Origin of the sequence: Calorimonas adulescens, assembly GCF_008274215.1 — a bacterium.
GTDB lineage: Bacteria > Bacillota > Thermoanaerobacteria > Thermoanaerobacterales > UBA4877 > Calorimonas > Calorimonas adulescens.
In genome coordinates, this window is sequence record NZ_VTPS01000002.1 from 40,550 (window position 1) to 55,432 (window position 14,883).

Here is a 14,883-nt window from a genome sequence, read left to right on the forward strand (position 1 = left end):
AAAGCATAATTATGATGAGGCAGATATATACTCCTTATATTCCCTCTCTATTTCCGCTGCTGCCTCATCCACATTCTCATATCCCAGCACCACCTGTCGAAGGTGTGTCTTTAAAATCTCATCCAGTGCCTCCATGCTTTCATTCTTAGGTAAATATGCTGTGTTGTCAACTATTTCCTGCACCCTACCCATAAGTTCGTCGTCTTTATAGAGTCCTTCAGAACCTTTATAAACGGGCAGCAGATTGAAATCCCTTATTCTTTCCTGTTTGTTCTTTGACGTAATCTGATCTAAAAACATCATTATTGCCTCCATCTTTTCAGGGTCATCCTGTTTGAACACTGAATAGGCTATGACCATTTTGGTCGCTGGAGACTGTACAGGATATGCAACAGCATCGTAATGCCCGGATGTTTTGCCCTTCAGCTTTAGTATCCCTGTGAGATGGTACGGCATCATGACAGTATCATTGTCTTCAAGAAATCCATCCCATGCCTTTGTCTTATCTACCACGCCAAAGTCCCGGGTTAAAAGTTCCCTCTCTTTCAGGTCTGCAAAGAATCTAAGTCCCTCCTTTATCTCTTCAAAATCGGGAGTGCCATCATCATTGAATATTTTACCGTCGTTAAACAGGAATGGCAAAAGGGTGTAATCGTCTATGTCTATATAGCCACCAAGGGCATAGACATTTTCCTTTTTCCTGGATGCATTTGCCCTATCAATAGATTCCAAGAGGTTTTTAAAGGTAGCGGCATTGAGGTCTTTAATGTCATTTAATCCATAGTTGCTCGCTATATCCCTGTTTACATACAGTATGTCAGAGGTTATAGCCCACGGGATACCATAAATATTGCCGTCTTTGCTTACCTGTTCTATAACATCCTCTCTATAGTCGTCTTTATTATTTATGTATTTATTTAGAGGCTCCAGGGCACCGCTGGATATATACCAGTAATTTCCTCCAACAGGGGCTATGTCAGGGTAGACCCCTGTCCTTACAGCCGACTCAAGCCTGGCATAACCGTCCCTGTAGTTTAAAGGGACCAGGTCTATCACAACCCCTGGATTTTGTCTCTGGAACCTCGAAATTTCCTCTCTTATCCATGAAAAGCCACCCGGGTCAGCCGCCGTTGGGTGAGGAAAATCCACCATTGTTATAATTCCTTTATATTTAGTTTCATTCTCCTGCGGGTTTTCTATGCTTTCTTTATACAGATTGTAGTAGAACGGCCAATATATAAGGAAGGTTATAAGCAACAAAGAAAAAAATAGGATAAAAGGACGTTTCAGCATAATCATCATCCCTCTATCCTATTTATATTTTTGCATGTAAATATTATTCAACCAAGTTCTATTACTATAGACTACAAGTCTATATAGGCATATCAATGACATGCCGGGCACCTGATCGTTCGTCTCGATATTCTAAGGATTTGTGTCTGAATTCCATCGGGTGTGCTTCCATTCGGCATCCTGCCTCAGCGTCGGCTCAGCAGGCGTCTTTGCCCCAAATCCAAGAGTATTATAGGCTCTCTTTAAAGATGTCCTGGGTGCCATACAACATACCCCGTAAAGCATAACCTTACCAGAGTGTCCAAACCAGAAAAGACGGTCAGCAGTTAATAATTTGAAATCCCAGGAACCGTCCCCGCAGTTCACGTGGCCTTCCCTCTACTTCGCAAGCTGATCTTTGAGATAGCTTATCCTCTTTACGGGAGATGGATCTGTGCCATTGAGGAAGGCAAGATATACACTGGTGTAGTCACCTATATATATAAGGGAAAACAGCCTTGCCAGCCTTGTACCGCCGACAGCCTGAACCTCATCCACCTTATATACAGCATCTTCTATGATTTCTCTTGTGATTTCCATGCGTCTCTTTATCCTCGGATGGTCCTCATCGTCCTGCAGGTATACAATGACAAATTTCTTTAAGAGCTCTTTTGGAAACTCAAAGCCCACTATCTCATTATGGTTAAGTTCTGAAAATACGTTGTAGTAGGCCATAGCCTTGCCGTTTTCACTCATCTGGCCCTTCCATCTCTGCGCCACTATTTCTGTAGTGCCTGCACTTCCATAGATAACCGGCAATCTGCCATAGAAGTCATCGGCCAACTGCTTTGCATTGTTGTCTTCAAACATGACCTCCGGCTTTAATTGTTCTCTCAGGTCTTTCAACACACCTATGGCATCGTTGATTTCCCCCTTTGGGTCATCTATTATGCCAGCCTTGTATAGGGTCATAAGGGTTGTTACAAAGGAATAGCCAATGGCTGCCCTTGGTTGATATCCAGCAGGGATAGTGAGTACGGGATATCCATCTGCAAGGGCCATTTCCTTCAGTTTGCCACCGGTAGTAATGGCAACTATTTGGGCCCCCTTTTGTTTTGCCTCTGCATATGTAGAAAGTGTCTCTTCTGTATTGCCGGAATAGCTGCTGGCAATAAACAGCGTACTGCCGTCAACAAAGGCAGGTATACTGTAAGCCCTGTTGACCAGGATTGGTATACGTACCCTGTCCATTAGATATACCCTTACCAGGTCTCCCCCAATGGCAGAACCGCCCATGCCGGAAACAACCACATTTTTGATATTGGACGCCTTAAAGTTGAAACCCTCAGAGATTGAAAGGGCCTCTTCCATTTGCTCAGGCAAATGATAGACGGCATCCAGCATCCCTTCTTTGTCAAGTTCCTGCAGTTTGTTTAAATCATCAAGTATGTGCATACACCTCATCCTTTCTATTGCTCTGTTAATCTTTTTAATAATCTTTCATCAAATTCCTTTGCAGCATTGTACCCCATGTCTCTCTGTCTCTGGTTCATGGCTGCTACCTCTACTATGATGGCAAGGTTGCGGCCAGGCCTTACAGGAATTGTTACTTTTGGTTTTTTAACCCCAAGAATCTCCATATACTCATTATCCATTCCCACCCTCTCATAAAACTTGCTGTCATTCCACGGCTCTAACTGTATGACCAGGTCTATGTTTTTGGACTGCCTTATAGCCCCCACGCCGTAGAGCGTCCTTATATCCAGGATACCTATTCCCCTTATCTCTATATAGTACCTGATAAGGTCTGGGGCTGTACCAGTGAGGGTATTTTCATCGGTAAGCTTAATCTCCACAGCGTCGTCAGCAACCAGCCTGTGACCCCTCTTTATGAGCTCAAGGGATGTCTCGCTCTTACCTATGCCGCTCTGGCCCAAAAGAAGTATGCCTACGCCATAGACATCTACAAGGTCGCCATGGATGGTTATGGATGGAGCAAGCATATCATTCAGATAGTTATACAGGCTGTATATGAGCCGCGTGGTGGCTTCTTTTGATCGGAAGAGCGGCCTCCTATACTTGACAGCGGCATCATATATCTCCTCTGGGACATCAAGATTTCTTGAAATTATAGCGCAGGGAAAGGCAAACTTGAAAAGCTCATCAGCCCTTTTTTTCCTCGTAGCAGGGTCCAGTGTCATGAAATAGGTGACCTCCACCTTTCCTATAACCTGCACCCTTTCATAACCAAAGTATTCGTAGAATCCTGCCAGTTCCAGGCCTGGCCTGTTCACATCTGCGGACTCTATATATATATCCTCATCATAGTTATCATTGATTATCTCAAACTTAAAGTCTTCTGCCAGCTTCGTTACAGGTATCCTGTTCATTCTAACCCTCCCTGGACAAATATAGAGCATATGGCCATAAAATGTCCCACTATTTTTTTATTCCTCTAAAATAATTATACACCTGTTCAGCAGCTTTTGCATTCATTGAAGGAACTTTTTTTAATTCCTCTATGTCAGCCCTGCTAACAGCCTCTGCAGAACCAAAGTATTTTAAGAGCTCTTTTCTTCTGGTTTTACCAATGCCAGGTATATCATCCAGCAGGGACTTGACAGCCTGTTTTTGCCTGAGGTCCCTGTGATAGTTTATGGCAAACCTGTGAGCTTCATTCTGTATAGCTGTAATAAGCCTGAAGGCGTTGCTGTTTACGGGTATATGAATTTCTCTATTGTTGTATATCAACCCCCTCGTCCTGTGTCTGTCGTCTTTAACCATGCCGCACACAGGTATATCAAAGCCCACAGCATTTAAAACCTGTTCACATGCACTGACGTGGCCTTTACCTCCATCCACCATAATCAGGTCGGGCAGCGATGTAAACTTTCCCTCCTCAATGTCTATGCCTTCCTTTTTCAGTCTCTCTGCCTCCTCTATGCTGTGGGTAAACCTTCTTTCTATGACCTCTCTCATGCTGGAATAGTCATTGGGACCTGAGACGGACCTGATTTTAAAATGCCTGTAGTCGCTGTTTTTTGGCTGTCCATTCTCAAACACAACCATAGAGGCAACAGAGTTGGTACCCTGAATGTTGGAAATGTCGTATGCTTCAATACGGTATGGTTTGTCAGCAAGGTCCATATACTCCATGAGCTCTTTCAAGGCTTCATGGGAGGACTTCATCTCATTTTTCAACCTGTCTCTGTAATTTTCCAGCATATCCTGTGCATTCTTCATGACCATATTTACAAAGTCTTTCTTTTCTCCCCTCTTCGGTACTGTGAGTTTTACTTTTGAACCCCTCCTGGTTGTCAGCCAGTCCTCAATCAGCTCCCTTTCATCTATCTCACACTGGATGACCACTTCTGCGGGTATATGGGATATATTGGAATAAAACTGTTCTACAAACTGCGTCATAGTATCCCTTATGGTTTCCTCATCTATTTTACTGAAGAAAAAGTGCTCCCTGTCTATCAGCTTGCCCTCCCTGACAAAAAATACCTGAATGCAGAGGTCACCTTCAGAAAGGTAATAGCCAATGACATCCATATCTTTTTCTACAGTCTTTAGAACCTTTTGACTGTAGCTGATCTGTCTTATGGAATCTATCTGGTTTCTTATCTCTATGGCCTTCTCAAATTCCAGATTTTTTACATGATTTTCCATTTTATCCCGGAGTATGGCTATGAGTCTGTCCTGGTGCCCGTCCAGAAACTCGCATATCTCCTCACACATTTGCCTGTAATCTTCCTTATTTATCCTGCCGGTACACGGCGCTTTACATTCACCTATATAATAGTAAAGACATTCCCTTACCTTACCCATCCGCTCTTCAATATTTATATTGCATGTCCTCACAGGATACATACGCCTTAAAATGTTTACAGTTTCTTTTGTGGCATAGGCACTGGAATACGGGCCAAAGTATCTTGCACCATCGTGGGTCACCTTGCGTGTTACAAAAACCTTCGGATAATCTTCATTCATGGTTATCTTAATGTATGGATAGCTTTTGTCATCCTTGAGGGAGATGTTGTATTTTGGCCTGTATTTTTTGATGAGGTTGCACTCTAATATCAGTGCCTCCATCTCATTGTCCGTAATTATATACTCCAGGTCAGCTATGTGGTTTACCATAGACCTGACCTTGGGCATCTGATTTGTTGTATAATGAAAGTACTGCCTCACCCTGTTTTTGAGAACCTTGGCCTTGCCAATATATATTATGTCTCCCAGTTCATCCTTCATTATATATACCCCGGGCTGCGCTGGGAGTGATTTCAAACGTTCCTCAATGAGCGGAGTTATTTCCATGCGTCATCACCCTGCATTAATTATAGCATATTCTGAGCAATCATAGTCTACTTCAGGTACTTATTCAAAACCTGCTTCGCAACCGGTGCCGCCACCTGACCACCGCTGCCACTGTTTTCTACTATCACAGCCACAACAATCTGAGGGTCATCGGCAGGAGCAAATCCCACAAACCAGGCATGAGACTTTTTACCCTCCACCTCAGCAGTTCCTGTCTTTCCCGCCACATCAACACCTGATATCTTGGCTGCCGTACCTGTGCCGTTTTTTACTACCCCTATCATCATTTCTTTTATTTTGGCTGCCGTACTTTCAGTTATTGGGGAGAGGTATGGCTCATCCTGCCTGTTATAACTTATCCTGCCCTCTGAGTCTGTTATGCCCTTTACTATATATGGACGCATTATGGTCCCTCCGTTGGCGACAGCCGATGTAACCAGCGCCATCTGTAGAGGGGTTGCCAGAATATCGGCCTGGCCTATGGACGACAGTGCCAGCTCTCTTTTGCTGGTTGGATATGGAAATACACTCATCTTTGTAGGCAGGTCAAAGTCCAGATTTTTATTAAAACCAAACCTGCCAGAATATGCATACATATTATCTGCGCCCAATTCCAGCCCTATATTTATAAAGGTGGCATTGCAGGATACCTCAACTGCCCTCCTTATGTCAATGTTTCCATGGGCAGTGCCGTTGTAGTCCTTGATTACAAGGCCATCCACATCAGTAGAACCAGTGCACTTAAATGTCCTTTCTTCCAATCCTCCAATCTTTTCAATGGCCGCAGAGAGGGGTATGAGTTTAAAGACTGAACCCGGCGGGTATAACCCTTGTATAGCCCTGTTTAACAGAGGGCTGTCTTTACTGTCCTTCATCATTTCCCAATCCTTTTCTATATTATTGGGGTCAAACCCCGGTGATGAGACAAGGGCAAGTATCTCACCTGTCTTAGGGTTCAGAGCCACCACTGCCCCTTTACGCCCGTCCAGCGCCTCATAGGCTGTCTTCTGGAGACTGCTGTCTATGGTCAGTATGACGTCATATCCCCTGTCCTTAATGCCAAGAATATTCTGCTTGAAGAGCAAGAATGGGTTCTTTGTCTCCAGGCCGAGGAGTTCTTTGTTGTATGCGGCCTCTATTCCTGACCTCCCATACTGCTGGCTGTTGTAACCTACCACAGGACCAATGGCCGGTCCGCCGTAGTAGACCCTCTTTCTCTCTCCTCCGTCCTGGACGGTCTCAGCTATGGTGTTGCCGTTCCTGTCTACTATACTGCCTCTTACCACCCTGTTTTCCTCTTCCCACAGCCTCCTGTTGTAATCAGAGGCAAGGAGGGTATCCCTCATAAAAAATTCAAAATAAAGGAGATAGGCGATGAGTGATGAAAACATCAGGACAACTGCGATAAGGACATTTCGTATATTATTTCTCATTTTGTACCCTCCTCTAAACTGAGAGAGTTCATTATACCAAGGAGGGAAAAGGAGGTAACAATGGAACTCCCACCATAACTTATAAATGGAAGGGTAACCCCTGTAAGCGGTATGAACTTGGTGACCCCTCCTATGATTATAAAGGTCTGAAAGGCCAACATGGAGGCTATGCCGGTAAGAAGCAACTCCTTCAGCCTGTCATTGGAGGACATGGCGCTTATATATGCCCTCACAAATATAAACAGGTAGATTGCTATTACGGCCAGGCCTACCAGAAGCCCAAACTCCTCCACCAAAATGGAAAATATCAGGTCTGTGGACACCGCAGGGATATACTCGGGGTGGCCAAGCCCCAGTCCAGAACCAAACAACCCACCTGCTCCTATAGCAAACAGGGACTGCACTATCTGATATCCCTTGCCCGGTACATCCATCCAGGGGTTCAACCACGCCTCAAACCTCACCCTCACATGGGAAAAGATGAGATAACTCAAGACAGCGCCTGTGACAAGCAGGATAATACCAATCAACGGATATACCGGTTTCCCGGTAGCCACATATACAAATACTATACCAGTCATAAAAAATATGAGGGCGGTCCCAAGGTCCTTTTGAGCAAAAAGCAAAAGGACAACAGTGGCAACAAAGCTGCCATATAAAAGCACATCCTTTGTTTCATTCCTATCCTTTAGAAAGGAGGCTGATGCTATGCAAAAAAGTATCTTTACGAACTCGGATGGTTGAAAGGAATGGCCCGATATAACTATCCAGTTTGTAGACCCTCCAATCTCCCTTCCAAAGATTATAGTAATAAAGAGCAACATGAGCGAAGTTGCTCCAAACAACCAATGATATTTCATAACATAGCTATAATATTTGAATAAAAATGTAAACACAATAAAAGTAGCTATGCCGCCCGTTATCCATATAAACTGGCGATAGGCCAGGCTTTCATTGACCCGATAAATCATCACCAAGCCTATCCCACAGAGGAAATTACTAAGAAGAAACAGCATAGCATCACCATTCAGGGCAAATATGCGCATGGTAATAAAACCTATAGTTATTATTGCTATAAGCCCCAGCCCCATATATAAAGGTTTTGGATTTATTGGTGTCTCGTGAAGAGATAACAGAGAAAAACAGATGGTTAAAAACAAATAGAGGGACAAAAGCATCGCCCTGTAATATCTGGAGGCTTTTGCCATATAATCAACTCCTGTATATAAGTTTGACCGGCCCCACCATTATGACGTCTTTATCCCTTAGCTTCCTGCTGCCTTCAATCTTCTTGCCATTTATTATAGTACCATTTGTGCTTTTAAGGTCCTCTATATAAAACCCCATCATCCCCCTCTTAATGCGGGCATGTTTGCTGGATATAAATGGATTGTTTAAGACTATATCACAGTCCTCGCCTCTACCTATAATAGTGTCATCCTTTAATTCAAATCTCATACCGGGGTCATCTGCACAGATCAGATAAGACCCCAGTTTCTCACCGTACCATCCAGTAAGCCTTATCACCTGTATAGTGTTAAACAGGAAAAAATATACTATAGAAAGCAATATCCATTTAAAAAGGCCTGATAAAAACTCATACATAGGTTATACAACCTCCACGCCCACCTTCAAATAATCCTTTAAATACTGTCCTGTATATGAGTCAGCCACCATGCTAACCTCTTCAGGTGTGCCTACAGCTACAACCTCTCCCCCTCTGTCTCCGCCGTCCGGTCCGAGGTCTATGATGTAATCTGCAGTCTTTATCACGTCCATATTATGTTCTATCACAATTACCGTATTTCCACCATCAACCAGTCTCTCCAGCACATTTAAAAGCATATGGACATCAGCTATATGCAGACCAGTAGTAGGTTCATCCAGGATATACACTGTTTTCCCGGTAGGCCTTTTAGAAAGCTCAGTGGCAAGCTTTACCCTCTGGGCCTCACCACCTGAAAGTTGAGTAGATGGTTGCCCCAGCTTAATATACCCCAACCCTACATCATAAAGAGCCTGCAGCTTTGTCTTTATACGCGGAATATTATCAAAAAACCCCAGAGCCTCCTCCACAGTCATATCCAGTATATCGGCAATATTTTTGCCTTTATACTTGACCTCTAAGGTCTCCCTGTTGTATCTTTTGCCCTTACAAACCTCACAGGGCACATAGACATCCGATAGAAAGTGCATCTCTATCCTTATAATGCCATCTCCGCCACAGGCTTCGCAACGCCCGCCCTTTACATTAAAGCTGAAGCGTCCCGGTTTATAACCCCTCATCTTAGCATCCGGGGTCTGCGAGAATATTTCCCGTATGAGGTCAAAGACACCTGTATAGGTGGCCGGGTTAGACCTTGGGGTACGGCCTATGGGCGACTGGTCGATATTTATTACCTTATCCAGGTATTCTATACCCTCAATTGAGTCATGTTCTCCAGGCTCTTCCCTTGAACCGTTCAGTCTCCTTGCAAGAGACTTGTACAATATCTCATTTATCAGGGTGCTCTTACCTGACCCTGATACCCCTGTAACACATGTGAATACACCAAGTGGAAACGACACATCAATGTTTTTTAAGTTGTTCTCCCTGGCTCCCCTAACGGTAAGCCAATGCCCATTGGGTTTTCTTCTATATTCAGGCACAGGTATGCTCTTCTTGCCGCTCAAATACTGTCCTGTTATGGATCTTTCGCACCTTTTTATATCGTCAATGGTGCCACAGGCCACTATCTCTCCACCATGCGCTCCTGCACCCGGCCCTACATCTATAATGTAGTCCGCCGCATACATCGTCTCCTCGTCATGCTCTACCACTATAAGGGTATTGCCAAGGTCCCTCAGATTGAGCAGTGTCTTTAAAAGCTTGCTGTTATCTTTCTGGTGAAGCCCTATACTCGGTTCATCCAGTATATACAACACACCCACCAGTCCTGAACCTATCTGGCTTGCCAACCTGATCCTTTGAGACTCACCACCAGACAGTGTGGATGCAGCCCTGGAAAGAGTGAGATAGTCCAGACCAACATTTATCAAAAATCCCAACCTTGCTTTTATTTCCTTGAGTATCTGAGATGCAATCACCTCTTCCCTCTCTGTAAGGGTCATTTCATTCAGGAATTTAAGCAGGTCTCTTACAGACATGTCTGTCATAGCAGCAATATTTATGCCTCCGACTGTCACCGCCAAGCTCTCCGGCTTTAATCTGGCACCATGGCAGGCTGGACATGGTGTGGTCTTTAAGAAGTTATATATCTCCTCTCTCACAAAACTGGACTTTGTATTTTTAAACCTTGTCTCGATCTCATTGAGTATGCCATCATAGTGTTCACCGTCGCCGTAGAGGAGTTTGTTATACTCATCCTCCTTCATGTCCTCTACAGGCACATATATATCTACGCCCATCTTTCTCAAGGCGGTAACCATGTTGTGATATGCCATGGTGTCCTTGGCATACAGCCACGAATCTATAGCCCCTGAGGTTATTGCCTTGGACTTGTCAGGTATTAAAAGGTCCGGATCTACCTTAAGGTCTGTCCCAAGCCCGCTGCAAACCGGGCACGCCCCAAAAGGGCTGTTGAAAGAAAACATCCTCGGGCTCAATTCCTCAAGGCTTATACCGCAGTCAGGACATGCGTAGTTCTCACTAAACAGCCATTCTTCTTTATCCAGTACCTCCACAATGACCAGTCCATCTGAATGTTTTAAGGCAGTCTCTATGGAGTCTGTAAGCCTTCCTTCTATGCCCGGTCTCACCACCAGTCTGTCTACTATAACCTCTATGGAATGCTTCTTATTCTTTTCCAGCTTAACAGCATCATTTACATCCACGACAGAACCATCGACACGCATTCGCACAAATCCGCTCTTCTTTATGAACTCAAATACCTTGACAAACTCTCCTTTTCTGCCTCGCACAAGTGGGGACAATATCTGTATCCTTGTCCCTTCTGGCAAAGTCATTACCTTGTCCACCATCTGGTCTATACTCTGCCTGCTTATCTCCCTTCCACAGTTTGGACAATGGGGGATGCCTATACGGGCATATAAAAGCCTCATGTAGTCATATATTTCGGTCACAGTGCCCACGGTGGAACGAGGGTTCTTGCTGGTGGTCTTCTGGTCAATGGATATGGCTGGAGACAGGCCTTCTATATAGTCTACATCGGGTTTATTGGCCTGGCCAAGAAACTGCCTTGCATAAGCCGACAGAGACTCAACATACCTCCTCTGTCCCTCCGCATAAATTGTATCAAAAGCCAGGGATGATTTGCCAGACCCGCTCAGGCCGGTGATTACAACCAATTTGTCCCTGGGTATGGATACATCTATGTTTTTTAAGTTGTGTTCTCTGGCCCCTTTAACGAATATTTCATCTTTGGACATTTATATAATCACCTCAATAAGTTAAATAGCCCGTTAAATTCTGTGCAATTTATCTGTGTGATAGCGTCAATAATATCCATGCACCTGGCACTCACTTCGATACTCTAACACTTGCACATACACTACTATCATCTATTGCCTTGCCAGAAGTTTCTTGAGCTCCATCATTTTATCCCTGAGCTCAATTGCCTTCTCAAACTGAAGATCCTTTGCTGCAGCCATCATCTGGTCCTCAAGGAAACTTATAGTTACCATCAGTTCTTCCTTGTTGACAGGCTTTTTGCCCTTCATTTTCTTTTTATCAGCCTTATACTCACCCTTTGACTCACTTACCTTCGTCATGGCCAATATATCCCTTACTGACTTCTCTATAGTCGTCGGCGTAATGTTATGCTCGATATTATAGCGGATTTGTATTTCTCTTCTTCTGTTGGTTTCATCTATAGCCTTCTTCATAGAGTCTGTTATTACATCAGCATACATTATGACCCTGCCGTTTACATTTCTTGCAGCCCTGCCGGTTGTCTGGATAAGCGAAACTTCTGACCTCAAAAAACCCTCTTTGTCGGCATCCAGTATTGCCACCAGTTCCACCTCCGGCAGGTCTAATCCTTCCCTTAAAAGGTTTATTCCCACCAACACATCAAATTCGCCAAGCCTTAAGTCCCTTATTATCTCCATCCTCTCCAGGGCGTCTATATCAGAGTGCATGTACCTTACCCTGATACCTATATCTTTAAGATAGTCAGTCAGGTCCTCTGCCATTCTTTTAGTCAGTGTGGTGACCAGCACCCGGTTACCTCTTTCTGTTGTCTTTTTTATCTCGGATATCAGGTCGTCTATCTGACCATTGACAGGCCGTACCTCTATGCTGGGGTCTATCAGCCCGGTGGGCCTTATTATCTGCTCTACCACCTGTTCTGAATGTTCCAGTTCAAAAGGCCCTGGTGTGGCTGAAACAAATATGGCCTGATTTATTTTCTTTATAAACTCGTCAAACTTAAGCGGCCTGTTGTCATAACATGAAGGCAACCTGAACCCATGCTCCACCAGGGCATCCTTCCTGGATTTGTCCCCATTATACATGGCCCTGAGTTGTGGTATAGTCTCATGGGATTCGTCTATAAAGAGCAGAAAGTCGTCCGGAAAATAATCTATGAGGGTATAGGGCGCACTGCCAGGCTCTCTGCCAGAAATATGCCTGGAATAATTTTCTATGCCTTTGCAATACCCCATTTCCTGCAGCATCTCCAAGTCAAACATCGTCCTCTGTTTTAATCTTTCTGCTTCCAGTATCTTACCATCATCCTTAAGTTTCTTATACCACCACTCAAACTCTTCCTGTATGCTGTTTATAGCTGTCTTTAATTTTTCCTGTGTGGTTGCATAGTGGGATGCAGGTAGTATTGATACATGCCTGAGTTCCCCCAGTATCTCCCCTGTAAGCACATCTATCTCCGTAATCCTATCTATCTCATCTCCAAAAAATTCAATCCTTACAGCTTTGTTGGTAGAGGATGCCGGAAACACCTCAATGGTATCTCCTTTTACCCTGAACTTTCCTCTGGAAAAGTCTATGTCGTTTCTATCATAATGGATATTAATAAGGTGTCTTAAGACCTCATCCCTGTCCTTGCTCATGCCTGGCCTTAAAGAAAGCACGAGATTCCTGTAATCTGACGGGTCGCCTAACCCATATATGCAGGACACACTGGCTACTATAATGATATCCCGTCTTTCAAACAGGGCCGCAGTGGCGGAGTGCCTCATTTTATCTATCTCATCGTTTATTGAAGCATCCTTTTCTATATAAAGGTCAGACTCAGGCACATATGCCTCGGGCTGATAATAGTCGTAATAGCTAACAAAATACTCCACTGCATTCTCAGGGAAAAACTCCTTAAACTCACTGCATAGCTGTGCAGCTAACGTCTTGTTATGCGCAATAACCAGGGTTGGTTTCTGTACACGCTGTATGATATTGGCCATAGTAAATGTCTTGCCGGAGCCGGTAACGCCCAGCATGGTCTGGTACTTCATACCCTCCATTATCCCCCTGGACAGCTTATCTATAGCCTGCGGTTGGTCTCCTCTTGGTACATAATCACTTACGAGTTTGAACTTCCCCACTATAATCACCACCACTTTTAATTGTCTATCATTTTATTATACCATATCCTACATGTACATATAAAACTGTAGATGTAAAAAGCCACCATGTCAATGGCGGCCCCATCTATCCCTTATATTTTTATACAACCTCTCCAAAATTGAAGGCGCTTCAGATACTATAAAACCGGGACTGGTATTTTTGGGCACAAAGAGTATCCCAAGCTGTTGAATCCCATTCTTGTAATCACTATACTTGTATGTCTTCCTGACACCATCCGTGTCTATGACATCTACCCATATATATGCTGGCATTTCATACATCACATCCTTAACATTGCTCTCACTGTTCACCTCTCTGCCGTTTATGTTCAGGATAACATCACCAGGCCGCAGACCCATTCTATCAGCCGGCCCATCCTTTTTTACCTCCAGCACCCTCATCCCCTTGTCCGGAGGCACATAAAGAGGCTTGCCCTTATCCTCTATATATCTACCATACAAAATCAAAGACTCATGGCCTATAGGGGCAAACAACGCCGCTACATATTTCATGATGGTACTGTTTGCAGCAAATAGTGACAGAACAATCAAGATAATGCTGAAGCCAAGAAGCCTCAAGGCTGAACTCTTGCTCCTCTTTTCGGGAGTTTCAGTAAGGACTATGTCTCCATACCCAAGTGCAGCAATACCATTTAATATTATAAATACAGAGCTCTCTGTAACACCGGGCATCCTTATGAGCGGCCACCAGTCGGGGGTTGGCACTGTGCCACCATTTAAGACTGGCCCTGTATAAAGGACAAGCATGAGTATTGGTATAGGCCAGAACCTCTGGAGGTTAAAACCACCCACTACACTGCCGTCTTTGCGCTCAATAAATATGGGTATCCTGTCCCTGTGGCCATCCAACCATATCAGCAAGCTCTCCATAAGGTGCAGGACCCCCACCAGGGCCATGAGCCCTGCCACATTTATTTCAGGATAGCCAAAAATAAGACTTATAAGGGACACAATGCCTCCTGCATAGGAAAAACACAGATATCTCGGGTTTATAAGCATCAAAAGTATAGCTAACGGCCATACATACGCCAGGCCAAACTGGTCCATGGTAATTCCAAGAAATACCATAATAAAACTGCCTACGAGCCCCCCCAGCAGCCCAAAAAATATGGAGTCCAGCACCCTTTCCCTTATAGGGTACTGGACACTTCCAAGTATTTCAATCTCCATACTGGCAATCCGGCGGTATTGAAGGTACACTATAAGCACCACAACCCAGAAAACCGGTTGGACAAGCGAAAGAGAATATGATTTGATTATAAGCCAGGACATATCAAGAAAATTGGATAACATTTTA

11 protein-coding genes are annotated in these 14,883 nt (G+C 44.2%); all 11 read right to left on the bottom strand.

Features of this window, described 5'->3' with window-relative positions; all coding sequences use genetic code 11:
* Window positions 1-9 precede the first annotated feature (9 nt).
* Window positions 10-1,293: an ABC transporter substrate-binding protein gene (locus tag FWJ32_RS01920; RefSeq protein WP_162523470.1), complete on the bottom strand. Its 1,284-nt coding sequence runs from the start codon at window positions 1,291-1,293 to the stop codon at window positions 10-12.
* 132 nt (window positions 1,294-1,425) lie between these two features.
* Window positions 1,426-1,557 carry a hypothetical protein gene (locus tag FWJ32_RS13665; RefSeq protein WP_275266204.1) on the bottom strand — a complete coding sequence of 44 codons (132 nt, stop codon included), beginning with the start codon at window positions 1,555-1,557 and terminating at the stop codon, window positions 1,426-1,428.
* 114 nt (window positions 1,558-1,671) lie between these two features.
* On the bottom strand, window positions 1,672-2,727 hold the full coding sequence (locus FWJ32_RS01925) for a bifunctional phosphoglucose/phosphomannose isomerase (protein WP_238988758.1): 1,056 nt from the start codon (window positions 2,725-2,727) through the stop codon (window positions 1,672-1,674).
* 14 nt (window positions 2,728-2,741) lie between these two features.
* Window positions 2,742-3,662 carry an HPr(Ser) kinase/phosphatase gene (gene hprK, locus FWJ32_RS01930; protein WP_149544302.1) on the bottom strand — a complete coding sequence of 307 codons (921 nt, stop codon included), beginning with the start codon at window positions 3,660-3,662 and terminating at the stop codon, window positions 2,742-2,744.
* Between the two features lie 49 nt (window positions 3,663-3,711).
* On the bottom strand, window positions 3,712-5,592 hold the full coding sequence (gene uvrC, locus FWJ32_RS01935; RefSeq protein ID WP_149544303.1) for an excinuclease ABC subunit UvrC: 1,881 nt from the start codon (window positions 5,590-5,592) through the stop codon (window positions 3,712-3,714).
* Between the two features lie 47 nt (window positions 5,593-5,639).
* Window positions 5,640-7,025, bottom strand: a complete 1,386-nt coding sequence (locus FWJ32_RS01940) for a peptidoglycan D,D-transpeptidase FtsI family protein (RefSeq protein WP_149544304.1) — start codon at window positions 7,023-7,025, stop codon at window positions 5,640-5,642.
* Complete coding sequence (locus tag FWJ32_RS01945) at window positions 7,022-8,233, bottom strand: FtsW/RodA/SpoVE family cell cycle protein (RefSeq protein ID WP_149544305.1); 1,212 nt, start codon at window positions 8,231-8,233, stop codon at window positions 7,022-7,024. The genes FWJ32_RS01940 and FWJ32_RS01945 overlap by 4 nt, the downstream gene beginning before the upstream one ends.
* A gap of 4 nt (window positions 8,234-8,237) precedes the next feature.
* Entirely contained in the window at window positions 8,238-8,630 is a 393-nt protein-coding gene (locus FWJ32_RS01950) for an FHA domain-containing protein (RefSeq protein ID WP_149544306.1), read from the bottom strand.
* Between the two features lie 3 nt (window positions 8,631-8,633).
* Entirely contained in the window at window positions 8,634-11,414 is a 2,781-nt protein-coding gene (gene uvrA, locus FWJ32_RS01955; protein ID WP_149544307.1) for an excinuclease ABC subunit UvrA, read from the bottom strand.
* 132 nt (window positions 11,415-11,546) lie between these two features.
* Window positions 11,547-13,544: an excinuclease ABC subunit UvrB gene (gene uvrB / locus FWJ32_RS01960; protein ID WP_149544308.1), complete on the bottom strand. Its 1,998-nt coding sequence runs from the start codon at window positions 13,542-13,544 to the stop codon at window positions 11,547-11,549.
* A gap of 90 nt (window positions 13,545-13,634) precedes the next feature.
* Window positions 13,635-14,879, bottom strand: a complete 1,245-nt coding sequence (locus FWJ32_RS01965) for a PDZ domain-containing protein (protein ID WP_203227544.1) — start codon at window positions 14,877-14,879, stop codon at window positions 13,635-13,637.
* Between the last annotated feature and the right edge of the window lie 4 nt (window positions 14,880-14,883).